General features: G+C 44.2%; 28 protein-coding genes and 1 pseudogene. 12 read left to right on the top strand and 17 right to left on the bottom strand.

What is annotated here, in order from left to right; all coding sequences use genetic code 11:
* Nucleotides 1-6: 6 nt before the first annotated feature.
* Both ACEW8F_RS02185 and ACEW8F_RS02190 read right to left on the bottom strand, forming a co-directional pair.
* Nucleotides 7-444: a MarR family winged helix-turn-helix transcriptional regulator gene (locus ACEW8F_RS02185; RefSeq protein ID WP_373481835.1), complete on the bottom strand. Its 438-nt coding sequence runs from the start codon at nt 442-444 to the stop codon at nt 7-9.
* A gap of 260 nt (nt 445-704) precedes the next feature.
* A complete protein-coding gene (locus ACEW8F_RS02190; protein WP_373481836.1) occupies nt 705-1268 on the bottom strand; it encodes a hypothetical protein in 564 nt (187 codons plus the stop codon).
* 480 nt (nt 1269-1748) lie between these two features.
* Here ACEW8F_RS02190 and ACEW8F_RS02195 point away from each other — a divergent pair, with 480 nt between their 5' ends.
* The 3 genes from ACEW8F_RS02195 to ACEW8F_RS02205 are packed head-to-tail and all read left to right on the top strand — an operon-like array spanning nt 1749 to nt 3111.
* Nucleotides 1749-2099: a helix-turn-helix transcriptional regulator gene (locus ACEW8F_RS02195; protein WP_373481837.1), complete on the top strand. Its 351-nt coding sequence runs from the start codon at nt 1749-1751 to the stop codon at nt 2097-2099.
* Complete coding sequence (locus tag ACEW8F_RS02200; RefSeq protein ID WP_373481838.1) at nt 2096-2572, top strand: permease; 477 nt, start codon at nt 2096-2098, stop codon at nt 2570-2572. Before ACEW8F_RS02195 ends, ACEW8F_RS02200 begins: the two co-directional genes overlap by 4 nt.
* The gene (locus ACEW8F_RS02205; protein ID WP_373481839.1) at nt 2572-3111 is read left to right on the top strand and encodes a permease; all 540 of its coding nucleotides are present in this window, start codon (nt 2572-2574) and stop codon (nt 3109-3111) included. The genes ACEW8F_RS02200 and ACEW8F_RS02205 overlap by 1 nt, the downstream gene beginning before the upstream one ends.
* Nucleotides 3112-3133: 22 nt before the next feature.
* Here ACEW8F_RS02205 and ACEW8F_RS02210 read toward each other — a convergent pair whose 3' ends face one another.
* Entirely contained in the window at nt 3134-3712 is a 579-nt protein-coding gene (locus ACEW8F_RS02210; protein WP_373481840.1) for a GDSL-type esterase/lipase family protein, read from the bottom strand.
* A complete protein-coding gene (locus ACEW8F_RS02215) occupies nt 3709-4593 on the bottom strand; it encodes a helix-turn-helix transcriptional regulator (protein ID WP_373481841.1) in 885 nt (294 codons plus the stop codon). The genes ACEW8F_RS02210 and ACEW8F_RS02215 overlap by 4 nt, the downstream gene beginning before the upstream one ends.
* A 110-nt stretch (nt 4594-4703) precedes the next feature.
* On the opposite strand from ACEW8F_RS02215, the gene ACEW8F_RS02220 reads away from it, so the two are divergent.
* A complete protein-coding gene (locus ACEW8F_RS02220) occupies nt 4704-5384 on the top strand; it encodes a 4Fe-4S binding protein (protein WP_373481842.1) in 681 nt (226 codons plus the stop codon).
* A 255-nt stretch (nt 5385-5639) separates the two neighbouring features.
* Here the strand turns inward: ACEW8F_RS02220 and ACEW8F_RS02225 are convergent, their stop codons facing one another.
* The 3 genes from ACEW8F_RS02225 to ACEW8F_RS02235 all read right to left on the bottom strand — a co-directional run bounded on the left by ACEW8F_RS02225 (nt 5640) and on the right by ACEW8F_RS02235 (nt 7979).
* On the bottom strand, nt 5640-5954 hold the full coding sequence (locus tag ACEW8F_RS02225) for a cupin domain-containing protein (RefSeq protein ID WP_373481843.1): 315 nt from the start codon (nt 5952-5954) through the stop codon (nt 5640-5642).
* Between the two features lie 198 nt (nt 5955-6152).
* The gene (locus ACEW8F_RS02230; RefSeq protein ID WP_373481844.1) at nt 6153-6779 is read right to left on the bottom strand and encodes a class I SAM-dependent methyltransferase; all 627 of its coding nucleotides are present in this window, start codon (nt 6777-6779) and stop codon (nt 6153-6155) included.
* A gap of 132 nt (nt 6780-6911) precedes the next feature.
* Complete coding sequence (locus ACEW8F_RS02235) at nt 6912-7979, bottom strand: GGDEF domain-containing protein (protein WP_373481845.1); 1068 nt, start codon at nt 7977-7979, stop codon at nt 6912-6914.
* A gap of 296 nt (nt 7980-8275) precedes the next feature.
* Here ACEW8F_RS02235 and ACEW8F_RS02240 point away from each other — a divergent pair, with 296 nt between their 5' ends.
* From ACEW8F_RS02240 to ACEW8F_RS02275, 8 genes are all read left to right on the top strand, one after another.
* Nucleotides 8276-8683: a Rid family hydrolase gene (locus ACEW8F_RS02240; RefSeq protein ID WP_373481846.1), complete on the top strand. Its 408-nt coding sequence runs from the start codon at nt 8276-8278 to the stop codon at nt 8681-8683.
* Nucleotides 8683-9003 carry a (2Fe-2S)-binding protein gene (locus tag ACEW8F_RS02245; protein ID WP_373481847.1) on the top strand — a complete coding sequence of 107 codons (321 nt, stop codon included), beginning with the start codon at nt 8683-8685 and terminating at the stop codon, nt 9001-9003. Before ACEW8F_RS02240 ends, ACEW8F_RS02245 begins: the two co-directional genes overlap by 1 nt.
* Complete coding sequence (locus ACEW8F_RS02250; protein ID WP_373481848.1) at nt 9000-10607, top strand: FAD-dependent oxidoreductase; 1608 nt, start codon at nt 9000-9002, stop codon at nt 10605-10607. The genes ACEW8F_RS02245 and ACEW8F_RS02250 overlap by 4 nt, the downstream gene beginning before the upstream one ends.
* Before the next feature lie 20 nt (nt 10608-10627).
* Nucleotides 10628-10957, top strand: coding sequence for a (2Fe-2S)-binding protein (locus tag ACEW8F_RS02255; RefSeq protein WP_373481849.1), 330 nt, complete (start codon nt 10628-10630; stop codon nt 10955-10957).
* The gene (locus ACEW8F_RS02260) at nt 10950-12089 is read left to right on the top strand and encodes an NAD(P)/FAD-dependent oxidoreductase (protein ID WP_373481850.1); all 1140 of its coding nucleotides are present in this window, start codon (nt 10950-10952) and stop codon (nt 12087-12089) included. Before ACEW8F_RS02255 ends, ACEW8F_RS02260 begins: the two co-directional genes overlap by 8 nt.
* A 229-nt stretch (nt 12090-12318) precedes the next feature.
* Nucleotides 12319-13200: a helix-turn-helix domain-containing protein gene (locus ACEW8F_RS02265; RefSeq protein ID WP_373481851.1), complete on the top strand. Its 882-nt coding sequence runs from the start codon at nt 12319-12321 to the stop codon at nt 13198-13200.
* 124 nt (nt 13201-13324) lie between these two features.
* Nucleotides 13325-14467, top strand: coding sequence for a tyramine oxidase subunit B (locus ACEW8F_RS02270; RefSeq protein WP_373481852.1), 1143 nt, complete (start codon nt 13325-13327; stop codon nt 14465-14467).
* A 413-nt stretch (nt 14468-14880) separates the two neighbouring features.
* Nucleotides 14881-15489, top strand: a complete 609-nt coding sequence (locus ACEW8F_RS02275) for a TetR/AcrR family transcriptional regulator (protein ID WP_373481853.1) — start codon at nt 14881-14883, stop codon at nt 15487-15489.
* Nucleotides 15490-16249: 760 nt separating this feature from the next.
* On the opposite strand, the gene ACEW8F_RS02280 is transcribed toward ACEW8F_RS02275, so the two are convergent.
* The 10 genes and pseudogenes from ACEW8F_RS02280 to ACEW8F_RS02325 form a co-directional block, all read right to left on the bottom strand.
* The gene (locus tag ACEW8F_RS02280) at nt 16250-17026 is read right to left on the bottom strand and encodes a GNAT family N-acetyltransferase (protein ID WP_373481854.1); all 777 of its coding nucleotides are present in this window, start codon (nt 17024-17026) and stop codon (nt 16250-16252) included.
* Between the two features lie 48 nt (nt 17027-17074).
* Complete coding sequence (locus ACEW8F_RS02285) at nt 17075-17593, bottom strand: N-acetyltransferase family protein (protein ID WP_373481855.1); 519 nt, start codon at nt 17591-17593, stop codon at nt 17075-17077.
* A 68-nt stretch (nt 17594-17661) separates the two neighbouring features.
* Nucleotides 17662-18633: a CAP domain-containing protein gene (locus tag ACEW8F_RS02290; protein ID WP_373481856.1), complete on the bottom strand. Its 972-nt coding sequence runs from the start codon at nt 18631-18633 to the stop codon at nt 17662-17664.
* 138 nt (nt 18634-18771) lie between these two features.
* Nucleotides 18772-19398 (bottom strand): class I SAM-dependent methyltransferase, encoded by a 627-nt coding sequence (locus ACEW8F_RS02295; protein ID WP_373481857.1) that lies wholly within the window; start codon nt 19396-19398, stop codon nt 18772-18774.
* Nucleotides 19399-19456: 58 nt separating this feature from the next.
* Complete coding sequence (locus ACEW8F_RS02300; RefSeq protein ID WP_373481858.1) at nt 19457-19993, bottom strand: GNAT family N-acetyltransferase; 537 nt, start codon at nt 19991-19993, stop codon at nt 19457-19459.
* 43 nt (nt 19994-20036) lie between these two features.
* Nucleotides 20037-20693: a GNAT family N-acetyltransferase gene (locus tag ACEW8F_RS02305; RefSeq protein WP_373481859.1), complete on the bottom strand. Its 657-nt coding sequence runs from the start codon at nt 20691-20693 to the stop codon at nt 20037-20039.
* A gap of 2 nt (nt 20694-20695) precedes the next feature.
* Complete coding sequence (locus ACEW8F_RS02310) at nt 20696-21559, bottom strand: prenyltransferase/squalene oxidase repeat-containing protein (protein ID WP_373481860.1); 864 nt, start codon at nt 21557-21559, stop codon at nt 20696-20698.
* Nucleotides 21559-23049, bottom strand: a complete 1491-nt coding sequence (locus tag ACEW8F_RS02315; protein ID WP_373481861.1) for a helix-turn-helix domain-containing protein — start codon at nt 23047-23049, stop codon at nt 21559-21561. Before ACEW8F_RS02315 ends, ACEW8F_RS02310 begins: the two co-directional genes overlap by 1 nt.
* Nucleotides 23050-23088: 39 nt before the next feature.
* Complete coding sequence (locus tag ACEW8F_RS02320) at nt 23089-23340, bottom strand: hypothetical protein (protein ID WP_373481862.1); 252 nt, start codon at nt 23338-23340, stop codon at nt 23089-23091.
* A gap of 13 nt (nt 23341-23353) precedes the next feature.
* Nucleotides 23354-23725 (bottom strand): annotated as a pseudogene (locus ACEW8F_RS02325) (GIY-YIG nuclease family protein); the annotation flags it as partial.
* Between the last annotated feature and the right edge of the window lie 113 nt (nt 23726-23838).

The following is a 23838-nucleotide window of genomic DNA, read 5'->3' on the forward strand; positions in this document are numbered from 1 at the left end:
TCGTTATTATAGATTATGCTCACAATTTTTTTCAGTTAGTTTCGCCACATTGTCTGCAATTTTTTCGGTAATACGTTCATATTGTTGAATCTCGTCGTCGCTTAAACCTTCAAAAAAGTATTGATTCCATTCATTCAATGCTTCCTCCATTTCCCCCAGAATGCTTTGACCATCCGGAACAATGGTAATTAGATTTTCACGTTTATTTTCAGGATTCTGATGGCGTTTAATCAGGCCTTTTTCCTCCAGCTTTCGCAAAGTTTTGGCGATTGCTCCTTTATCCAGCATAAAATGCTGAGCTATGTTGTCCTGATTGACCCCATTGTTCGAGACTAAATACATCAGGATCACCTGTTCCGGAAATCCCACCCCAAAATCATGCAAACGTCGTTCACAAAACACCTTGCTGTGACGCACGATGATAGAAAGATTGTTCATTAACATTAGTTAGTCACCTCAAATTAAAAAAGATAGTTGTCGTTACAAATGTTGCAACGACAACTATCTTAGCATTTTTCTTTTCAGTTGTCAATTAAAAAACACTTCCAGATTGCGTTACAGCGCTAGAAGTGTTTTTAATTAGGTTTGAATATTGACTTTTACCCGAGTGAAGTATACTTGCACCAGTTTAACTGCTCATTAACCGGCTGTTATTTGATTCATTCGGCTTGAATTAAAATTTTCCACCATTGCTTATCCCAGGCTTATTGCCCATTCTGAGACTTTCTTTTTTGGATTCCCCTAGCCAGGTAAAAATACAAGATTGCCTGAACCAGGGTGACCAGGCCCATGATGATTTTCTCAAACCAGGTGGCGCCCAACAGATTACCCAAGGTATTTAAGCAGACAAATACAAATGACAGCCAAAGATAAATTTTCGAAAACAGCTTAAACTGTTTATACTCAATTATACCTGCAGCCACAGCAATTAATGGTACCCCAAAGCTGACCACAATCACACCCATTATGGAAGCTTCAAAAAAGAGCACGGCCATCAATATCAGTGCAAAAAACAACCAGCCGATATAGAATTTTTTATAGGCCTTCACCCGAACCAGCCCGGAAGCTGCTGCAATCACCGGGATGCCATAGATCATCATCACAATGCTGGTGGTTGCCGTGCGAACAGCCGCATCGTAGCTCTCCAGTCGTCCGCCGCTGATGGATTCATAGGGCAAAATTTTGAGGATAACCAATAAAAATACGCAGATTGTAAAGAGATTTAGAATAATAATACCTTTACCGGCATTTTTTCTGTTTATTCTCATGGTTCCTCCGTAGATTACTTTTATTTCCATACTATAAATCATTTACGCAACTTAATTGTTAAACTAATATACTATAAAATTCCTCTATTCTCATTATAAATCTAAATCTCTGGATTTTCAAGGTGTAGTAACGGATGTGACAGCATTTTATTCGTTTACTTGATGGTTTGATTAAAATACAACAATTAAAAATACTATCGCACTGATTGTCATAGTTCGGTCCTTATTGTCAGGTAGGCTGGATCCCGACCGATAACTTCTTCATTTTTCGAACACCTGTTACCAATTGACAAAATAATAAGGAGTCGTCAAATGATCAGGATGCTGATAGGATATAAACTTTCTGATTTATTTCTTGACATATCTTGTTGCAAACAGTATAGTGTCTTTAACATGTATGTGCAAACTGAAGCTTGCGTTGCGAATTTGAAAATTTGAAAATAACCACTTGTAGTGATAAAAAAACAAAGGAGATCAATTATGGCAAAACCAAAATATGGCCGGCATTTACCGGCATTCATTTTATTATTTTTAACCAGAGGTTCCTCCTACGGATCCGCCTTATTAAACCTTATGAAGGACGAAATGCCTTTTAATTCTTCCGATGGCCCGGGCGTTTATCGGGCTCTTAATGAATTGGAAAGAGTGGAAGCCGTTATCGCCCAATGGGATACGTCAGCCAAAGGAGCCGCAAAAAAGTGTTATACCATCACTGATAAAGGAATGATGCTGTTATCTGAATTTAAAAAAGAACTGGAACAGCTTCAGAAAAATATGGAATTCTTTTTATCTGAATTTGAAAATATAGAAGACCAGGAGGAAACCCGATGACATCCATTATTCTATATTCAATGGCCGGATTGGCCTTGCTGATCTCTTTTTCCAAAGATCAGGAAAAAAGTAAGAAGAGTCTGAAAATTGCGTGGAATCAGTTTATAAAGCTTTTACCAAGCGTGATTTCTATTATGCTCTTTATCGGGATTACCCTGGCGATTCTTGACAATGAAGTAATTTCAAAGTTAATTGGCGAACAGTCGGGGATCGCCGGCGTTCTCATCGCCCTGGTACTGGGTTCAGTCACCTTAATTCCCAGTTTTGTCGCCTTTCCTTTAGGAGGCGCTTTACTCAATGCTGGTGCTGGATATCCTCAAGTTGCTGCACTTGTTTCGACGGTTATGGCGGTGGGGATTATCACCATGCCCACCGAGATGAAGTATTTTACTAAATCTTTGGCAATAAAACGAAATGTTTCGACCTTTATCATCTGTGTCATATTTACAATCGTGATTGGAGTGATAATGTAATGATAAAAATCTTAAAAGCCAATAAATGGGGTATTGTTTTTCTAGCGGTCATGGCCGGATTATATTTATATAATCAATCACTGGGGATCGAAGCAATGGGCATCTCCCTGTTGAATTTCAAAGAAATGCTTTTACTGGTTCCGCCCATATTTGTTCTAATGGGTTTAATGGAAGTATGGGTTCCAAAGGAAACCCTGACAAAATATATGGGCGAAGGTTCGGGAATCAAAGGCTTACTTATCGCTTTTGTGCTCGGAACGGCTGCTGCCGGTCCATTGTATGTTGCCTTTCCAATTGGGGTCATGCTCTTAAAAAAAGGAGCCCGATTATCAAATGTCATCTTTTTTCTTGGTGTTTGGTCTACAACAAAATTGCCGGTTTTGTTATTTGAAGTCGCATCAATTGGACTGGAGTTCACATTGATCCACGTTGGGATCAGTCTTCCACTTTACTTGATCAGTGCAATTTTGATCGAAAAAACCGAAAGCCGTGATGTTTCAAAACTGTTAAACCGGGAATCACTTAAAGAAGGGATTTAGACCCTGGTTGGTTAAAAAACCCTTATTCAGCTGTACCATCGCTTTTCATCAAAAACGCGATCAGCCGGTTCGCCATGCACCGGTGGCCGGCCGGGCTCTGGTGAATCCCGTCCAGATAAAGATCTTTATCGGTCCAGTCAATGGCAGCTCGGAAATCCAGGTTTGGAATCTGGGACGATGCGGTATAATCTCTTAACCACTGGCAATAGGCTTCGATCATCTCGGCTGATTTTTTAAAATCGATCACCGCTTCCCCTTCTTTAAAGGCCACCGGCAGATGAATCGGTGGCGGGATGGCCACAAAAACCTGAATATTATTGGCTCTGGACTGGTCAACCATGGTGATCATATTCTGGGCGGTTGGCTCCCAGCTGCGATTAAAAAAGATATCATTATAGCCGCCCATCAGGATTACCCCATCGGGCTTAGCATTAAAGACCTGTTTCTGGATCCGCTTCAGCATGCCCTCGGTAGTATCCCCGCTGACACCGCGATTGACAATATGGATTCCGGTCTTTTTTGCTGCGATGACATGCCATTTTTCTTCCCGGGATACCTGGTAACCAAAGGTCAGACTGTCGCCAAAACATATTATTTTCACTGTTTTCTCCTTGTTGAATCATTTAATAACAGACCGGATTCATTCCCATATGTGCGCAGTAGTGACGCCATTTTTTCAGTTGTATCGGTTCCCGGCATTGGAACATGGACTGCCATTTTCAGACTGGAGTGATCAGCGACATCAAAATTACTGATTTCAAAATCCAGCTGTCCGACCTGAGGATGGTTCAGCTGTTTATACAGCTCACCGTTGTTTTGAATTTCATGGAGCGGCCACCATAAATCAAACTCCGGACTTCTTGTTTTCAGCTCTTCAATAAACTGAGCAAACCAGAAATCTTCAATGTACTTTCCGCTGGTTGAACGGAATCGACCAACCATGCCCTTGGCGTGGCGATCCCAATTAACAAACAACTGCTTATATTTGCTGTCGGTGAACATGGCCCAGACAATGTTCCGGTCCCGATCACTCATGGCATCGAAGTCGCCAAAAATTGTACAGGATGCCTTGTTCCAGGCAATCACATTCCATCTCTGATCTGTGATCAGGGCTGGACAATGGGTTAGACTGTCCAGCATATGCTGTAACGCCGGACTCACGATTTTACGAGCCTCCGAAATATCAGCAGGCAGTGGTTGGTTTGCCAGCCGGTAAAGATGATGACGTTCTTCCCGGTCCAACTGCAATACCCTTGCAAGACTTTCCACCACCGGAGTCGACACGTGGATCGGCCGGCCCTGTTCAAGCCAGGTATACCAGGTTAGGCTGATCCCAGCCAACTGGGCGACTTCTTCCCGCCGCAAACCTGGCGTTCGCCGTCGCTGGCCCGATAAAAGACCAACTTGGGAAGGCATTATTTTTACTCTCCGAGTTTTTAAGAAATCACCCAGTTCCTTATATCGTTGCTGTTCATTATCCATATGGTAAGTCCTTTCTATTATAATTTATACCAGTATAACTTCACTTCTGGTAATATTATAACATCTGTAATATGCTTATTCTATAAAAACGAAAACTTGGAGGTTATCGAATGAAGATACAGTCAACAAAACTGGTTTACTTTTCGCCAACAGGAACCACAAAGGCTGTGGTTGAAGGTGTTGCACGAGGATTTGATACTACAGAAATAGACCGGGTCGATCTGACCAAACCGGCTACGCGGTTACAACCATTGCAAACCGGGGAAAACGAATTACTGATTGTTGGGGTCCCTGTTTACATGGGCAGGGTACCGGAGGTGATCCGGGGATGGCTGCAGTCCATTAAAGCGCTGAACACCCCGGCGGTTTGTATCGTTGTCTATGGTAATCGTGTCTATGACGATACGCTACTCGAACTTAAAGACATTCTCACCGCGGACGGATGCGTTCCCATGGCGGCTGGAACCTTTATTGGCGAACACTCCTTTTCCAGCGATGAAACACCCATTGCCAGCGGCCGCCCTGATAACCGGGATCTCAGCCAAACGGAAGAATTTGGCCAAACAATCAGAAAAAAACTGGATGCAATTCTGTCAGTCGAGGAAATTGAAGAACTGAATGTGCCTGGCGAATTCCCCTATCGTGGTGAAACCATACTGTGGGATGTGGATTTTATTGCCGTCAACAATGACTGCATTCAATGCCTGATCTGTGCTGAGGTCTGTCCGTCAGGAGCCATCGATTTTGAAAACAGCCGCCTGATTGATCAGGAAGAATGCATCACCTGCTAGCGCCTGCATTAAGAATTGTCCCCGGCATGCCAGAACCATTAAACAAGGACCCGTGTATGATGCATCAGTCCGACTAAACACCCTGTTCAAAGAACCCAAACAGCCAGAATTCTTTTATTAGCAATATCCGGTCATTACAAAACCCCCATTCCCGATAAATAAGAATCGGCAAAGGGGGTTTTAAGCTACCGGCTTAATTGTTTTCTCGTGCCCGATAAAAGCGACTTCTTTTCTTAACTCCAGCTAACACTGTTTTTAATTAGTTGGAGCCGGTGCTTTGACAACGATTAATTCTAATGTTTCGGCGTGCATGTTCTTGACATTCATTTTTGTTTTAAACGGTATTTTTAGCAGGGTTCCTGCTTCATATTCATGAACTTCCTGATCGTCAAGGCCAATCGAGAGCATTCCTCTGATCACAGTCATATAGACGTTTGAATTGGAAAAATGCTCGGGAAGCCCCTCTTCTTTGTTAAATACCATGTGCAAATAATGAACATTTTCGTCAAATATTACTTTTTCCACTGCCTTATCATTACCTTTAGACAGCTTGAAAATCTGTTCTACCATTTTTAATCCTCCTTTTTTCTATGATCCAAAATAAGAAATTGCGAAACAACGCGTTTCGTTTACAGTGTTTCGTAATCGTCTCTGTTATAGGATATACCCATCTGATTGGCAACTATCGATCAAAATCTTATATTTTCGCTCATATTGTTATTCCTTTTATTTTTTCAGTAGTTTTATACAAAGTTATTCTGGAATAAATCAGCATAGTTTTTTTGCTTTAATCACCGCAAAAACCCCTTCTCCAAAACCATCGTTCACTTGTTGCGGGGTATTCTCCAGGGAATAAATTGTCTGTTTTCGCTCCAATATCTCAAAGCCAGTATTTTCCAGCCATTGTGAAATTTCTTGATCTGTATGGAAATTGGCATTTTTATAACTATCATTCATATGCTTATTTTTGTGATACAGTTCACCCAGCGGGGTCGCCCGATTAAGAAAAGCGATAATAAATATCCCTTGATTAACGAGTATTCGATTGACCTCAGAAAACGCTTTTACAACATCATGAAGAAAACAATCCACGGTTACCATTAACGCAAACTGATAAGATTCATCTTCGACCGGCAGTTCTTCTGCTGTACCGATCATTATTTGAATCCCCTTTTTGATGGCTTTAGCCGCCATTTTTTCTGATGGTTCGACCCCAAATCCAATTCCTAATTGTGAAGCAAAGATACCCGTACCGACACCAATCTCGATCCCTTTTCCTGATGCTGGAAGCAATGGTCTGATTGCATCCAGTTCAGAATTGAGCAACTGATCATTTATTCTAAACCATTCTTCATATTCTTTTACTTCCACATCAAAAAGATTCCCATTTTGCATTGCATACCTCCCTTGTTGTTTAATCGGCGTTTACGAAACGCCATCACTCACATCATCTGTATCCTGGCCATCCATAAAATGATCCAAAAATGATCATCTTTCTTCTTTCCCATTGTTTGATCTCGGCGTGACTTACAAAATCTCCACCCGATTCCGCCCCCGCTGTTTTGCCAGATAAAGGGCATCATCTGATCGTTTAATCAACGTTTCAATGGTATCCGAGGGAATAAATTCGGTCACTCCAAAGCTCATGGTAACCCGATGGCTTGAATTCCTGGAATAGTCTTCAATCCCCAGTCGCAATTTTTCAGCCAGGTTGACTGCCTCATTTAAGGGTGTCTTCAGACAAATAATCATAAATTCTTCACCTCCCCAGCGTCCACAGATATCAGATTCGCCAATGATCTGACGCATCAATTGAGTAATTTCTTTTAATATCATATCGCCAAACAGATGCCCGAAATTATCATTGATCTGTTTGAAGAAATCAATATCACAAATCAGGATTGAAAAAACTTTTCCAGTCCTGCGATAGTTAACAATTTCTGAAAAAAGAATCTCATCCAGTTTAATGCGATTGTAGGCGCCAGTAAGACGATCTGTCACCGATAAAACAGCGAGTTCTTTATTCTTTCTTTCAAGGTTTTCCAATACTTCCTGCATGGTTAATTCATAATAGCTGACTGTCAGAATTAGTGCAAGATATGCGAAGCCCAGATTTAACATTCCAACAATACTGAACCCCTGAATTTCCCAGATCGAATACCGGAGTAAAATAAAGCTGAGGACTATCAAGGAAAAACTGATTGTAAAAATACGCCCACCGATTCTCCCCAATAAAAAATAAGCAGTAATAGGAATCACGACAATCCACACCAAAACATAATGAGCCAATCCGACAAACCAAAACAAAACCAATAAAATAAGCATCTCAATCAAAACCATTAAAACTGATGTAAAGTGCAGGAAATGCCGTTGGTGAAAATCATAAAGCGCTAAAATCGCCACGACTCCACCGATCGAATTACTGATCATCACGGGGTAAAGCGCAATACGATATGCTACCAACGAAAAAACAGCCAGTATAAAGATACTGATTAACAGAATACAATTTAGCATCAGTACCTGTCTGAACTGGGGGTCCTCAGAGGTGAAGCGATGATTATTTGTTAAAAATTTTGCTAATTTCTCGCGAAACATGGGATCACTCCATTCTATCAATTTACATACTAGTCTGGACAGGAGTTCATTTAGTTAATATTATATCCTTTTTTCAAGAATATGAAATCATTTTTTATTTTTCATGAAAATTACTGTAACTTGTTCCGATTGTTACTATTCTCCTCATTTTTCCTGTGATATATTATCCTTAACCTTAGCAGCAAACCCAAAGCGAACTCATGACAAAGACGTCGAAAGAAACTTTCGGCGTCTTTGTCATTTTTATGAAGGTATCTCAAAACTAATTAAATCCATTACGAAAGGACGTTACCACTATGTCACGAATTAATTATTCATCTGGAGCACCCTTAGAAGAAAAAGTAGGCTATTCACGGATGGTGAAAATCGGCAACCTAATTATGATCGGCGGTACCACCTCGGTTCAACCGGACGGCAGTGTTTACGGCGAAGGCGATCCTTACGCACAGGCCAAATACATTTTTGAAAAACACGTCAAACTTTTAGCCGAAGCCGGCGCAACCCCTGCCGATGTGGTCAAAGTTATGTGTTATGCCACGCGAATGTCTGATTGCGGCGAAATTGGCCGGGCTTACTCAGAATTCTTTAAAGAATTCCGGCCGCTGTTCACCGCAGTGGGAACAACGGAGCTCAACCGCCCCTCGCAACTGTGCGAGATTGAAATGACGGCGATTATTATTTCCGAAGAAGGCAGGTGTGAGTGATGGATCGGATCAGCGAACATCCCATTCTCGGCGAAACCGAAAAAGGCCAACTGGTAACTTTTTTTATGGATGGCAAGCCGATGGAAGGTTTTGCCGGTGAACCCATTGCCGTGGCCCTAAAAGCCGCCGGCGTGATGGTTCACCGCTATACCCACAAGGCCCATGAGCCTAGAGGCATCTTCTGTGCCATCGGTCGCTGTACCGACTGCGTGATGATTGTCGATGGGGTCCCCAATATCCGCACCTGTATTGCCCCATTAGTTGCAGGGATGAGGGTTCAGACCCAGGATGGGGTCACGGCACTGGAGGTAAACGAATGAAACGTTATGATTTAATCGTCGTGGGTGCCGGTCCGGCCGGACTCTCGGCGGCCATTGAAGCTGCCCGCTGTGGCATGAGTGTTGCCGTTTTTGATGAAAATGCCAAACCCGGCGGTCAATTATTCAAGCAGATTCATAAATTTTTCGGTTCCAAGGAACATCAGGCCAAGATCCGCGGCTATAAAATCGGCGAAACGCTACTGGCCGAAGCTGATGAAGCGGGGGTTGAGGTATTCCTCAATGCTACCGTGGCCGGCATTTATCTGGACAAAGAAGTGCTGGTCCAGATCGGGGCTGCGATGGAGCACTTCAAAGCCGATACCATCATTATCGCCACTGGCGCTGCCGAAAACATGGTTACCTTTGATGGCTGGACCCTGCCCGGGGTCGTCGGTGCCGGGGCCGCCCAGACGATGATGAATCTTTACGGCATAAAGCCCGGCCAGCGGGTCCTGATGCTCGGCAGCGGCAATGTCGGTCTGGTAGTCAGCTTCCAACTGATGCAGGCCGGCTGTGAAGTGGTAGCGCTAGTGGATGCCGCTCCCAGGGTTGGCGGCTATGGCGTTCATGCCGCCAAAATCGCCCGGTGCGGGGTGCCTTTCTATCTCTCCCATACCATTACCAAAGCCGAGGGCAGCAACTGCGTCACCGGCGTAGCGATTGCCCAGGTCGATGAAGGCTTCACGCCCATTCCCGGCACCGAGAAACATTTTGATGTAGATACCATCTGTCTGGCCGTCGGTCTCTCGCCAATGTCGCAACTGCTGAAAATGGCGGGCTGCAATATGGTCGATGATCCCCGTCGCGGCGGTCAGGTACCCCTGGTTGATGAAAATGGCAAAACCTCGATTCCCGGCCTCTTTGCTGCTGGGGATGTCTCTGGCATCGAAGAAGCCAGCTCGGCCATGATTGGGGGCCGGATGTCCGGTTTGGCAGCCGCCGCTTATCTGGGCTTTTTCAGTGAGCAGGACAAAGATAAGCGTCTGGCTGACCTGGAAATTGCCCTTGACAGCCTGCACCAGGGTATGTTCGCCCCCAGCAGCAAGGGCAAAACCTTTGCCAAAACCGACGAAGGCATTGCGGTTTCTCAGAGTCTGCTTAAAAAAGGCTACCTTGATGATGCTGATCTTGAGCGCTTTACTTCTCGATCTAATCAAACTGATAAAAAATCCGGTATCCATCCGGTGATCGAATGCACCCAGAACATTCCCTGCAATCCCTGTCAGGATGCCTGTACCCGGGGCTGCATAAAAATTGGCAAAACCATCACTGCCCTACCGCGGATTGATGACACCAACAGCTGCACCGGATGCGGCCTGTGTGTTGCGGCCTGTTCCGGCCAGGCCATCTTTCTGGTGGACGAAGACTACGCCCCGGGCTACGCCAGCATTACCCTGCCCTATGAATTTCTGCCTCGGCCCCAAAAGGGCCAACTGGGAAGGGCCCTAAGCCGCAGCGGTCAACCTCTGGGCCCCGCCGAAATTATTGATGTCCGCAGTGCCAAGGCTTTTGACCACACCACCCTGGTTACCATCAAGGTACCGGTAGCGCAAGCCATGACCGCCCGGTTTTATCAGTCCGAAATCAATGCGGCCGGACAATAAGGAAAAGAGGAGTTACGACAATGAAATCTATTAATGATCGTTCACAAAATATCGGCCCCTTCGTTTCCCAGAGCGACGACGCTATCATCATCTGCCGCTGCGAAGAAATTACCAAGGGCGAAATTCGCCAGGCAATTCACGACGGGATGTTTACCGTTAATGAAATCCGCCGTTACCTGCGGGCTGGGATGGGGCTTTGTCAGGGTCAAACCTGCGGCAAGCTGGTTAAGAATCTGATTGCCCGGGAACTAAACGTGATCCCCGATCAGTTGGACCCGGCCACCAGTCGTTCACCCATGCGGCCGGTGGAAATGAAAGTATTAGGAAATGAAGAGGTGACCCATGTCTAAACATACGTCTAAATATAATGATGTGATCATTATCGGCGCCGGTATCATCGGCAATGCCACCGCTTACTATCTGGCTAAAAAAGGCCTGTCGGTAACGGTGCTGGAAGCCAGCAAGGATATTGGCATTGGTGGTTCGTCCCGGAATGGTGGCGGCGTCCGCCAGTCCGGCCGGGACACCCGGGAACTGCCGCTGGCGATGTGGGGCATTAAAAACCTCTGGCCGGGACTGTCCGAAGAACTGGGCGTAGATGTGGAATATACCCAAAAAGGCAACCTGCGGCTGGGGAAAACGGAAGCCCATCAGAAAATTCTTCAGGGCTTAACGGATAAGGCGGTATCCTGCGGGTTGGATGTCCGAATGATCAATGGTGATGAAATTCGAGCCATCAATCCCTACCTTTCCGACGAGGTTACCTGTGCCAGCTGGTGTCCCACCGACGGCCATGCCAATCCGTTAACCGCGACCCTGGGTTACTATAAAAAAGCCCGGGAATTAGGCGTCCGCTTTATTACCAAAGCCCCCTGCTTCGAACTGCGCAAAATTAAGGGCATGATCCGCCAGGTTGTCACCCTGGATGCCATCTATGAAGCCGATAAGGTACTGGTGGCGGCCGGTTTCGACAGCCGCAAAATTTTAGCGACGGTGGGCATCGATGTGCCGATGATGCCATTGAAGATGGAGTGTCTGGTTACCGAAGCCGAACCGCCGATGTTTCTACAAATGCTGGGTACCGCCGATGCCGATTTTTACGGCCATCAGTCCAAGCATGGTTCTTTTGTTTTTGGTGGGTCCTCTGGCTTTGAACACCTCAATAAAGACAACGGTACCCCCATTTCCAGTAGTATCGGCGCCTCCTGCACCTGCCGGGGGATTATCAAATACTTCCCCGCCCTGGCCGATGCCAAGATCGTCCGGGCCTGGGCCGGCTGGCTGGATGATTGTGCCGACCATGTTCCGGTGATCAGTCCGGTGGCTGAAGTCCCTGGCTTGTATATCGCCTGCGCTTTTTCCGGCCACGGCTTTGGGATTGCTCCGGCGGTGGGCTACAACGTCGCCGAAATGATTGCCGACGGTCACTCCACCATTGATTTGTCAGCGCTCCGCTACGACCGCTTTAAGCCCAAACAATAAAACCGCCTAATCTCAATGCGTTAATTAGACTTTTCTTAAATATGATTGCCGATGTAACTTTGTACCGATTTTTACTATTCTTTCATTCTCAACTATGGTATATTGTATACAATAAATAATCAATGAACCAGCAAACAAGACAAGGATGTCGAAACCGGAGTTTCGGCGCCCTTGTTTTTTTTTATGTCGGTTCTTGCCCATTATCCAGTTTGTTCAGAAAGGAAAGCGTATGCTTAAGGTTTTAGCTATGATTGATCTATTGCAACGGTATGGCTCTTATGCATCCTCCCCCGAAGAAAAGGAAAGTATCATTGTTCCTAAACAACCCTTGATGGTTCAGCACGCCAAGAATTATGAATCCTTTGACTACCGGGCTTATGGCATCTCCCACTTTTATCGCTTCCAGGTTACCCAGGAAATGTTAGAAACTGCCATCATCGTTCCCGATGGCACCGTGGACATCGTCTTCCGCTGCGGTCAGGATCATCTGGATGCAACCTGCTACGGCGCCGTTCTGAAAATGCACTCGATTGAGTATGCTTCGGTTTTTCATCTCAACGATACCATTTTTGGCATCCGCTTTCTGCCCGGCAAAGCCTTTTTACCGAAAGGCTATCCGATTGGCAGCCTGACTGAGAGCTCCATACCGCTGCCAGAAATCTGCGAGGATCAGGCGATGATGGAAGGTATCACCCGCAGCAACGATTTTAAAGAGCAGATTGAGTTGTTCCTGAACGCCTATATTCCTGACTATCAAAATTATTACAGTCCCGGGATCCGACCTTTCAGTTATCAAATGGTGGATGCGATCACCAAGGTTGTGGGGATTATTAATGTGAATGAACTCAGCCAGAGCGTCGGCTATACCCCCCGATATATCAATCGGCTCTTTAATAAAGAAATTGGCTTACCCCCCAAGACTTTTTCAAAAATCATCCGGTTTCAGAATGTATTGCTGGCCCTGGGACAAGATCAGAATATTTCAGCCATTGCTGCGGACATGGGCTATTTTGATCAATCCCATTTGCTTAAAGAATTTAAACAATTCACCGGGATATCCCCCGGGAATTATCGCCAATCCCTGACTAAAGGAACCGCCCTGCGGATTTGATTCACCTTACCCGATAACGATCTATTTGCTTTACAAAGGCTAAAACTTGTATAAACCTGTGATTAAACTATGTTCCTACGATTTTTAACAAAATCTAAAATAAAAAACTATTTGGAGGATTATGATGGCATTACCTAAAATTGATTTTTTGTATTTAAATGAGGCCGATATGATTAAGGCCGGTGTCAACGATGTTGTGGCCTGTACTGATTGTATGGAAGAATTGTTAAAGCTGCTGGATATGGGCGACTACCGGATGGGTGGTGATAACGGCAATTCCCACGGTTGTATGATTACCTTCCCGGAAGAACCGGAATTCCCCAATATGCCGAAGAACGGCCCAGACCGTCGCTTTATGGCGATGCCCGCCTATGTCGGCGGCAAGTTTGACGTCGCCGGGATGAAATGGTACGGTTCCAATGTGGAAAACCGGGATAAAAATCTGCCCCGCTCGATCCTGATGATGATGTTAAACGACAAGGACACCAGTGCCCCACTCGCCTTGATGTCTGCCAACCTGCTCAGCGCTTACCGGACAGCGGCCGTACCTGGCGTTGGTGTCAAAAATCTGGCCCTTAAAGATGCTAAAGTGCTGGCGATTATTGGTCCTGGCGTCATCAACTCCACTGCCATCGAAACCTTTGCCGCCCTGCGACCAAGTCTGACGACCCTTAAAATAAAAGGCCGGGGCCAGGCTTCCATCGACCGTTGCATTGAATTCGTCAAGGAAAAATGTCCGCAGTTTACCGAAATTATTGTTTGCGAAACCCTGGAAGAGTGTGTTCGGGGATCAGATATTCTTAGCTTTGCCACCTCAACCCCAATGGGTGCCGGTCCATCGGCTTATCCTTTTGTTGATGCCGAGTGGATCAAGCCCGGTGCCCTCTTCTGTCTCCCCGGGGCGGCCGATTTTACCGATGAGTTTATCCAAAGCGATAAAACCAAGCTGGTGGTTGACAATATTTCCCTTTATGAAGCCTGGGCGGAAGAATATCCCTACCCAACCTACAATATTGTCTATATCCTTGGTTCCAAGTTTATGGACATGATCCATGATGGCAAACTGGCCAAAACCGATATCCACGATTTAGGGGCCATCCTAAACGGCAAGGTGCCCGGCCGGGAAAGCGACGATCAGATCATTCTCTACTCGGTCGGCGGGATGCCGGTGGAAGATGTGGCCTGGGGCAAAGAAGTTTATGATTATGCCCGCAAGCATAATATCGGGGTTAATCTTAACCTTTGGGATCAGCCAGCCTTATACTAATACACTGTTCGGTCTTTAATCAACGCTCTTTTTGTAAACAGTCATAAAACTTACTATTTGTAATGCAACAACCTCTCTTCAATTTGATCACTACTATATCCTATTTTAACGATGATCATCCGATTTGGGTGATCATCGTTTTTTTATCCCGTTTTTGATCCGACCTGCCTTATACCCCCCACCCTAGCGTCTGCAGCTAATGGATTTCTTTAATGGTCTTATTAACTGAGCGATTTCTTTTAATATAAAGCCGCCCTTAACAATCTCAAAGTCAACAAAATTAAGTTTCAAATTGAATAATATTGCTTATTGATTGACAAATAAAAATTGCCGGTATATACTGTGAATGTATTCATGAATTCATTCACAGTATTTGCCAGCAATTTTCACAATTTATTATAGAGGAGATTATCATGGGCATTAGAGAAGAAAACAGAAAATATTATCGCGAAAAGATTCTAATTGCAGCAAAAGAGGTTTTTACTTCCAAAGGTTACGAGCATACAACGATGGAACAAATTGCTGAAAAGGCAGAAATCGGTCTTGGCACTGCTTATAATTATTTTAAATCAAAAGAAGAATTATTCATTCTTTCGATGGCCGAAAACATGGCAGATACGACCGAAATAAATTTGGAAGACATTCAATATGCATCAGGTAACGCAGCTGAAATTGTAACTGATGCAATCATGAAACATCTCAAAAAAATGAATTGGGTCAATAAAAAAATCTGGAAAATGGCTTTCCCAGTAATTCTTAGCAGTATGAAATCCGACAAAATGCCGATCCAGGAAGTCTTAAAGGCTGATTTTAAGATTATGGATAAAATCAGGGTACTAATCAATCAGCTTAAAGCAGAGCATTTACTTCCTTTTGACTTCGATACCCCTACAGCTATCGATTTAATTTTCGGGGCTTTATTTTTGCAGTTATCGCTGTATGTCTACACTGAAGATTCTACTTTTGAACAAACTTGTGAAAGAATCAAAGCTGACATACGATTTGTTTTTAATATAAAATAATAACCACTCTTATTAACTTTGAAATGGAGGATGAAAAATGATCTTGTTTCTGGATAAAAGCAAGCCTTTAAATACTTGCGATAAAAAAAACTGTGAAAATTGTGATGTAAAAAAATTACTAAGTTGTCATTTTAATATGAAATTGCTTATCCGATTCTTAATAATATCAATACCAGTATTTATACTCGCAGGTATCAGTATCTGTCTGTTTGATTACATCTTGATTATACCTTGGATTGCCTTCATTCTTCTATATTTTGGATTGATTGAAATAAGAGTTTTGTGTTCACATTGTCCCCACTATGCAGAGCCTGGATCAAAAACCTTAAAATGTTGGGCAAATTATGGCTCTCCAAAAATATGGCGCTTCCGCCCTGGTCCGATGAGTTTAACCGAAAAAATTATATTTTTTTCAGGAATAGTGATCATTGCTTTATACCCCGTTGTAATAATGGCGATCTCAAAACAATTTATTATTTTATCGATATTTGTTCTATTTCTCATTATTGACAGTTATCTTATGTATAACTATATGTGTAAAAAATGCATGAACTTTTCATGCCCATTTAATCATGTATCACAGGAGATCAGAAACAAGTTTCTAAAACATAACTCAATCATTTCAAAGGCTAGGAACAACCAGCTGTAATTACTTTCCGAAACACCTTTAGACGATCAGCCTATTGCCTTTCTTGGCGATAGGCTGATTATTTTTTCACCCAACTGGAATTGTGCGACATAATTCATTTCGCGACGATTATTATATTAATTTTTCGAGAATATTTACAAATCGCGTATTGCTGATGGGATGATGACAAATGAGTTTCCCGTCGAAAATAATGCCAAAGGTACCAAAGGGACAGGGTGAATTTCTAGCTGCCTCCGCATCAGACAGATCAATTATTTGTACCTCCAAATGAAATTGTTCCTGTGCCGTTACCATCATCGCTTTGACATTTTTTTCGGTGTAGGGGCATTGCGGCGAACGTAGAATTGTTAAGCCTGGTCCAAAATTTTCCAGATTTGCCTGCATGTCTTCCTTGAATTTCGGATCCTCTGTTTTGGCATCGAACTTTTTAACCAGCAGATGAAAATCGGGCTTCGCTTGATCCACAATTTCAAATCCCATTTTTATAAAAATTGCATCGTCGGCCATGAAAGACCCCTTTCGGGTCACCACCGCCACACCTTTCATGCCGGTATTTTTTGCATCGTCAATGCAGGCCTGAATCAAAGCTGTTCCAAAGCCTTTTCCCTTATATTCCTTTTTGAACCCGACATAGAGACAGTGAACAAACGTATACCCATCCGCCTCAACCGGTCGGTGCGCATAAGTTCCGGGAATGTACTCAATCATGCCCTGGTAGCCCCCTTCATCACTCAGCACTGCCTTGATTCTCAGACCTTTCGGATAATAGTCGGTAAACCACTGAATTTTATTCCGCAGCTCCACATGTTTTTTGATATCCTTATAGCCACAGACTCCATAATCCCCAATATTTTCCGGCGTCAAGTCAATTATTTTAAACGCGCTCATCCTAACCTTAATCCTTTCTTTTTCCACTTCATGAGTTTCTTTCCCATATCAAACATAATCAACTTTGAGCATCGATTCACCATCTAATTGACAGATCATCAGGTATTCCTGATCCAGTTCATCAATCACACAAAAGCCAACCGCCAGATACATACTCAGGGCATAATTGTCTTTCTGGACAACTAACGACACCTGTCGATAGCCCTTTGATGTTAAGTGTTGCAGCATCCGTTTCATAAGTGCGGTACCGATGCCGCAGTTACGGTATTCCTGATAAAGAGAGATGGCGAATTCCGGTGTTTTATCATCTACATTTCTAAATCCCCGGACCTTTCCGGCTAAAATTCGGGTCCACACGGCACCAACAATTTTGTCATCGCACTCGGCAACCAGACAATGGTCATCCGGTTCACCGAAGTTCTCGATGTAGACCTGCAGTTCCGGCTGCTTGATTACATCCCTTGGCAGCTGGTTTTGTTCGTCTGGCTGAAAAATGGCCTCGTACAAAAAATCATCAAGCAATGGAATTTCTCTTGGTGTGATTTCCCGAATAGAATAGTCTTTCATATTATCCTTCCCGACGTTTGAAAAGGACTGACAGCCCTAATCGCTGTCAGTCAATCCAATCCACCGTTTTACTTTGAAATAAACATTTGGGTCCAATATTGACCATATACAGAACCAGTTTGAGCATAACCAACCCCTAGCTTATTAAATCCCGGATTTAAAATATTTGCCCGATGCCCCTCTGAACTCATCCATCCAGCCATCACCGCTTCCGGACTGGAATAACCGGCGGCAATATTTTCGCCGGCCCCCTTGTAACTAATACCGAGTTCCGTCAGGACGGTAAAACAGCTGCTTTGATTTGGTCGGGTGTGCGAGAACAGCTGAATAATTTCTTCTGCTCTGATTTGGGCGGCCCGGGTCAAGGTGGGATCACTGGTTACCAAGCCAAGATTTCTGGAAGCCCGCTCCTGATTGACCAGAGCGATCACCTGAGCCTCAAAAGAAGGTTTGGTTGCCTCGATGAACGGTGTGTCCGTCTTTCCTGGGGCCGCTGAGCCCTTGGGCTGCACGACAATATGAATCCCTTCGAGGCGATAGGAAAAGCCCTGGGAACCGGAACTTTCGCCATTTTTTGCCCAATCCATCCAGCCATAATTTTGAACATGAACCTGATAGTAAACATCAAACTGCTCGGCATTCGTCCCGGTGAGTTTGATCTGGATCCCTTCCAGACGCAGGCTTTGGCCGGAGGTTCCGCTCATTTCCCCGTTGCTTTTCCAACCTCTGGCGGTATCGGCCTCCCAGCCGATGTTCTGAATATGGGTTTGATAGGTAATCCCCAAATCAGTTACCGGGGCATCAAGTTTGACTTCAATCCCCTCCAGGCGCAGACTTAAGCCAGAGGTTCCGCTCATTTCTCCATTTGATACAAAATCCTGCCAGCCGACATTCTGGACATGGGTCCGATAACTAACGTTTGGCGTAGTGGCGGCCAATATATTATTAAGCATAATCCCGATGCTGAGTACTAACGCAAATAAAAAATAGAAACACCATTTTGCAACTCGGTTCATCTTACTTTTGGATGATCTAATCAAACGGTCATCCATCTCCTTTTCAATGTTATGATGTAGTAAGATAATTATCGCATGGAATAATTAATCCTGAGTCGTTATAATTTTTTTTATTCTGATGACATGGGTGTCTGTTATTATTTTGCATTTAATATTTCAAGCCTAATCATCCTTTCTTAATACCATTACCTTAGTATAATCGCAATGAATTGTTTGTGTCATTTCAAAGCCAAAGCGAAAAAAATACTGCTCCATCTCACATTTCAGAAAATTCTCAAAGCCTGCGTGTTCTGTTTTTTTAACCAGATAAAACGGGATCCGCTTGAATCGGCTGACTGGTTCCTCCCACTCCACGACAATCAGTTTACCGGCATTTTTCAAAACTCTTCTGGCTTCCCCAAGCAGCTGTCCCGTCAGATCAGGGCTGATCTCATGCAATACCAGCGATATCAGTACCACATCAAATTCCTCGTTTGGAAATTTCAGATTGGCCGCATTCATATGAATCAGCTTAACGTTGGAAATCCCCTCTTGCCCCAATTTTGCTGTGGCTTTTTGTAACATTGCATCAGAAATATCAATCCCGATCACTTTGGCATTTCTTCTGGCCCCGGCAATGGCAAACGCATTGGCTCCAGTTCCGGTACACATGTCCAGGACTTTTAATGGTTCATCACCTAATATCGAAATGACGGCATTGCGGGGACTGGAGGCCGCCTTTCTAAAGTAAGTCCGATCCAGCACATCGTAGATCTTTGCATTAAATTGATAGTTTTCATCTGCTCCCATATTTTCTCACTTTCACTCACACACCAATATTTTTCAAAGATTTTCTGGACTCTCATTGTTATACTTTTTCTTCACCGGATTCTTCTCTGAATATGGAATAAGCTTTGACATCCCGAATTTCACCGGTATAGATCTTTTCTGCCCGTCGGATTGTCCCTTCATAATGAAAACCGCATTTTTCAATAACCCGCTGGGATCCCAGGTTCGATGGATAATGCACGACCGAGATCAGACTGAGACCCAGGGTGTCAAAACCATATGCGAGGACGGCTCTGGCAGCTTCCGTCATGATGCCCTGACCCCAATAATCCTCACCCAGAGCGTAACCCAGCATCCGTGCCTGATCATTCTGGCGATGGGGATCTTCAATCAAACCGATTGTGCCGATAATCCGGTTGTCTTTTTCAATCCCCCAGACGTTTTCCTGACCAACAAAGATTGTCTTCATGATCGCTGCTGTTTCTTCAATGGTTTCATGGGGTTTCCAACCCGCCCGCGGGCCAACATTTTCGCTTTTAGAATAGGCAAAAACGTCGGCCGTGTCCTCCATGGTTAATGGTCTTAACCGCAAGTTTTTAGTATTAATGTTCTTCATTTTATCCTCGCTCTTTTTAAAACAATGTTTTTCTAGCCGAATGCTATTTTTCTTGCTCTGCTTTATAGACTAAACTCAACAGAATCCGGAATTCTTTTTGAAATTCAGTTTCGCATCTCTGCTTCTTTTCAAAGTTGCTATCAAAGGCTTCCAAGGCTGTTTGGTCAATCTGATGATATACTGGCGATTCTTCAAATCGGCCGCTGATTTTTTGAAGTGCCCCGGGTTGGAGTACATAAGCCAGCAGGCCGATTGCATAATAACCATCGGCGGTGGTGATATCATATTTTTCCGCCGCCCGGAAGCCCAGCCGTCCATAAAAACGAGGATCGCCATAAATGAGAATCGCCTTGAAGCCCATTTCAGTGGCAATATGAATGGCGTGTTGAATCAGTTTTCGGCCCAGCCCCTGCTTCTGATAATCCGGTAAAATGGTCAGCGGCCCGAAGGTAATGACTTCTGTTGCGATTCCGGTTGCGTCGATGATCCGGGCTGTGGAGAAAATAATACTGCCGATAATTTCACCGTCAGCCTCGATCACAAAATCCAGTTCTTTGATGAAGTCCGGGCTTTTTCTCAAATTATGCAGGAGAAAATGTTCATCAGCTCCCGGTTGAAAATGGTTCCAAAACCCTTCCCGGGTGACTTCTTCAACCTTGCGGTAATCTTTTTCTTCTTCATTTCTGATGGTTATATTCATCACTATCTCCGATCTTTAAAATAATTGTCACTCTTTTCTTCCATATTTTTGACGATTTCATCATATCTGCAGGTGGCGGATTCAGAAGGACGTCCTTTTTGACAAAACCTAAAATGACTGATTTTTCGGTTGGGATGTTCGACTCTCAGCATCTGTTGATCATCCAGTTTTTGGCTGAGCGCTTCAAAAGCCGCTTTAAACCGCTGATCCTGTCGGGCCTTTGAATAGAAAGACAAAACATAAGTATAATAAAAAAGATTATACCTTAAAAATGGATACTCAACCTGCATAAACAGGCTTCCCATTCCATAATGACAGGGCCCCACCGGTGTTTTAACGGTCCAATGATCAAGAAGGGTTTCCGCGGCATCATCCAGTGCTTTGCTGTCCTGATATTTTTTTGAAAATCGAAAGGCATCCAAAGCCAGAAGTGTAACATTGGGATTTGAGAATTCCGTTTCTGGGCCCCGGCCATAAATGAATTTATTACACCGCCATCCGCCATCTTTAAATCGATTGGCTAAGAGCCAGGCAAAGATCAACTGAACCTTTTTGTCCTCGGCATAACCATTACGACAAAGGGCTGCTGCTGCATGTGCTGTATGACAGGGATAGATGGCAGCTTTTGGCGCAATCCGCACCCGACCATCTTCTCTGACTGCTGCCAGCACCAAATCCGCCGCCCCCTGCAACGCCTCATGATTTTCGCTAATATTTAGTTCACTCATGATCATCAGTGCTGTCAGGGTACTGACTGGTTTTTCAATGCCGAGACGACCATCCGGTGTTGACCAAAAATCTGCCCCATTGTCATGGCGCATCGCCAGCAGTAAATCCAAATCGGTTTTGTTGTTTTGTTGAATCATTATGATTTCTGACTTTCATTTCTTGCTGCTATTTCAGTTCCGTGATAATCCCTGATGATGGCCTCAATCCCGGCAATGGTTTCGGCTTTACTAAGAACATAGTCGCTGGCCGGCAGGCTGTCAAAAAAGTCGTCAAAAGCATGGATGATATTGACTTCGTGAATGGCCAGGTGCTTAAAGATGGTTTCATCACCCCGATGATAGTGGAGAATCAACCGGAGGGTCGGGTCTTCTTTAGAGAACTCCACCGCCGAATTCATAAAAAGCTTGTCCTCGTTGATGGCAAAGCACTTTCTTTCACTGGCCATCATATCAGCATATAATTGTTTGATCAGCTGCAGCCGTTCTTCAGCGGGAAAAGGATGGACCATTTCTTGGGGCAGATAGATATAGCCATCTTCCATAAATTGTCGTAGGTATTTCAGGGAAAAAACATCCACCATCCACTTGTTATCGGCCCGGAATTTATCATAAAATGGAATCACTGCCGCATACAGGGCCTCATAATAAGGAAAATCCCGATTCATCTGTTTATCGATCATTTCATCGGTATAGTAGCGCGAAAAACAAGGTATGGGCTGCATCACAAGTTTTGTGGGCAGGGCATCTTCCAGGGCGTAGATCTCAAAAAGATCACGGCTTTCATGAATAAACGGAGCACTATTTTCTAAGAGCTCTGAAAAATAACCAGCATATACCTGATAAAGTCCTGCCTCCCAATACACCACTGCGGTGGCGAGATCCTTTGACAGGGTGATCAATCGATCAGCGGTTAACAGATAATAAGGGAATACCCCGCTATCAACCGGGTGCTCATCCGAAGACCGATAATAAAAACGGGATTGATAGTCGACATTATCCAGCAGCGACAGCGCTGCCAGCTTTTTAAAGGCCATCAGACTTTGATCGGCTTCTGACTTGCTGCAATTTTGGGGAAAGCTGACGATATCCTGTAAAACCAGATTTTTCCCGGAGCCCATCATTTGCTGAAAAATGTAGTCATAGACGACATCCCAGTCATACGGGATGACCTGCCGAATTTGCGGGGCCTCACTGGCAAAAATCTCGCAGTCAATGGCATTTTCAACCATTCGCAGGACATTATTTTGTCCCCTGACAGTCTCCATGCCATCGGTGAGCGTGCGCTCTGAGGCTTCCCCGTTTTTCAAACCAATTTCTTTTGAAAAAGGGATGGTGTGTTCGGTAAGTTCGGCTATCGTTTCGATCAAGCCGACGATGGCTTTCCGATTATAATAGTTCCGCTGGCCGATGGTTTCCATTTCCAGGATATTTTTTAGTTCCTCTTCTTCCCCAGTTGACAACCGCAACGCTTTGCACATGCCATCAAAAAAAGTTTTCGATGGCAGCCGCTCGCCGGATTTTACCCGCTGTAGGGTCGAGCGATTAATCTTTCCCATCTCCGCCAGAGATTGCACCGTTTCACCGCTATCAATAATGAGTTCTTCGATTCTTTGTGTAAATAATGACATGATTAATTCTCCCTCTTTCATTCAGTTATCGTTTTTAAATTAAGCTTTCCCATCTATTAATATGGCGACCATATCAAAGGCCAAATCTCGATATTCCAGATAGAACATCACCCCGATAATCAATAAACCGCCGATCAGAAAACCCAGGTACATAATGCCAAAACCCTTCAATCTTTTATTACCGGTTGCTGTTCCATTTTTGTAATTCGTATAAGCCATCGTTCCAAAAGAAAAAATGAAGAGCGCGATGGGAATCAGGCTGTTAAAGATGTGTTGTTGAAATAAATCCATATACCCTCCATCAGAAACGATTTTCAAGATAACTTATCTCGGTGGGGCCAAAGGAATTATTTGAAGTTGTAAAAACAACAGCCTCTGTCCAATAGTCCTTGTCAGCGTTACGCTTGTGCTCCTGTAGTCTGAAGAGAATACCTTCACCGTTTTTTCTTGCCCCAGCTTGCCCAACATAAACGACATTTTCACCTGTTTGATCAGAAATGCCAAATAAAAAATAAATACCGCTCTGTTTGAGATCATCCCGCTCTTTGCATTGATCCAGCTCAGTTCGAGGTATCTTGTAGGCCACCCCTGTCCAGTTTGCCAAGGTACATTTCATCCGGCCACCAGGCTCACCGTCCATGAGATATAAATTGATATTTCTACCACGTTTTGACATAGATTCCTCCTTTTAATCGCTTCTTTCTGATAATAACGGTGTCCACCACCAACTTCTGCCGCGGGATGGCGACCTCATCAAAACGCCGTTCCCGATAGTCTGACCCATAGCAG

Origin of the sequence: Acetobacterium sp. (assembly GCF_041752335.1) — a bacterium.
Taxonomy (GTDB): Bacteria; Bacillota; Clostridia; order Eubacteriales; family Eubacteriaceae; genus Acetobacterium.

Bases quoted from the DNA above. Each gene is read 5' to 3' on its own strand.
- ACEW8F_RS02185 (WP_373481835.1), bottom strand. From the start codon at position 444: ATGTTAATGAACAATCTTTCTATCATCGTGCGTCACAGCAAGGTGTTT.
- ACEW8F_RS02190 (WP_373481836.1), bottom strand. From the start codon at position 1,268: ATGAGAATAAACAGAAAAAATGCCGGTAAAGGTATTATTATTCTAAAT.
- ACEW8F_RS02195 (WP_373481837.1), top strand. From the start codon at position 1,749: ATGGCAAAACCAAAATATGGCCGGCATTTACCGGCATTCATTTTATTA.
- ACEW8F_RS02200 (WP_373481838.1), top strand. From the start codon at position 2,096: ATGACATCCATTATTCTATATTCAATGGCCGGATTGGCCTTGCTGATC.
- ACEW8F_RS02205 (WP_373481839.1), top strand. From the start codon at position 2,572: ATGATAAAAATCTTAAAAGCCAATAAATGGGGTATTGTTTTTCTAGCG.
- ACEW8F_RS02215 (WP_373481841.1), bottom strand. From the start codon at position 4,593: ATGGATAATGAACAGCAACGATATAAGGAACTGGGTGATTTCTTAAAA.
- ACEW8F_RS02220 (WP_373481842.1), top strand. From the start codon at position 4,704: ATGAAGATACAGTCAACAAAACTGGTTTACTTTTCGCCAACAGGAACC.
- ACEW8F_RS02225 (WP_373481843.1), bottom strand. From the start codon at position 5,954: ATGGTAGAACAGATTTTCAAGCTGTCTAAAGGTAATGATAAGGCAGTG.
- ACEW8F_RS02230 (WP_373481844.1), bottom strand. From the start codon at position 6,779: ATGCAAAATGGGAATCTTTTTGATGTGGAAGTAAAAGAATATGAAGAA.
- ACEW8F_RS02235 (WP_373481845.1), bottom strand. From the start codon at position 7,979: ATGTTTCGCGAGAAATTAGCAAAATTTTTAACAAATAATCATCGCTTC.
- ACEW8F_RS02240 (WP_373481846.1), top strand. From the start codon at position 8,276: ATGTCACGAATTAATTATTCATCTGGAGCACCCTTAGAAGAAAAAGTA.
- ACEW8F_RS02245 (WP_373481847.1), top strand. From the start codon at position 8,683: ATGGATCGGATCAGCGAACATCCCATTCTCGGCGAAACCGAAAAAGGC.
- ACEW8F_RS02250 (WP_373481848.1), top strand. From the start codon at position 9,000: ATGAAACGTTATGATTTAATCGTCGTGGGTGCCGGTCCGGCCGGACTC.
- ACEW8F_RS02255 (WP_373481849.1), top strand. From the start codon at position 10,628: ATGAAATCTATTAATGATCGTTCACAAAATATCGGCCCCTTCGTTTCC.
- ACEW8F_RS02260 (WP_373481850.1), top strand. From the start codon at position 10,950: ATGTCTAAACATACGTCTAAATATAATGATGTGATCATTATCGGCGCC.
- ACEW8F_RS02265 (WP_373481851.1), top strand. From the start codon at position 12,319: ATGCTTAAGGTTTTAGCTATGATTGATCTATTGCAACGGTATGGCTCT.
- ACEW8F_RS02270 (WP_373481852.1), top strand. From the start codon at position 13,325: ATGGCATTACCTAAAATTGATTTTTTGTATTTAAATGAGGCCGATATG.
- ACEW8F_RS02275 (WP_373481853.1), top strand. From the start codon at position 14,881: ATGGGCATTAGAGAAGAAAACAGAAAATATTATCGCGAAAAGATTCTA.
- ACEW8F_RS02280 (WP_373481854.1), bottom strand. From the start codon at position 17,026: ATGAGCGCGTTTAAAATAATTGACTTGACGCCGGAAAATATTGGGGAT.
- ACEW8F_RS02285 (WP_373481855.1), bottom strand. From the start codon at position 17,593: ATGAAAGACTATTCTATTCGGGAAATCACACCAAGAGAAATTCCATTG.
- ACEW8F_RS02295 (WP_373481857.1), bottom strand. From the start codon at position 19,398: ATGGGAGCAGATGAAAACTATCAATTTAATGCAAAGATCTACGATGTG.
- ACEW8F_RS02300 (WP_373481858.1), bottom strand. From the start codon at position 19,993: ATGAAGAACATTAATACTAAAAACTTGCGGTTAAGACCATTAACCATG.
- ACEW8F_RS02305 (WP_373481859.1), bottom strand. From the start codon at position 20,693: ATGAATATAACCATCAGAAATGAAGAAGAAAAAGATTACCGCAAGGTT.
- ACEW8F_RS02310 (WP_373481860.1), bottom strand. From the start codon at position 21,559: ATGATTCAACAAAACAACAAAACCGATTTGGATTTACTGCTGGCGATG.
- ACEW8F_RS02315 (WP_373481861.1), bottom strand. From the start codon at position 23,049: ATGTCATTATTTACACAAAGAATCGAAGAACTCATTATTGATAGCGGT.
- ACEW8F_RS02320 (WP_373481862.1), bottom strand. From the start codon at position 23,340: ATGGATTTATTTCAACAACACATCTTTAACAGCCTGATTCCCATCGCG.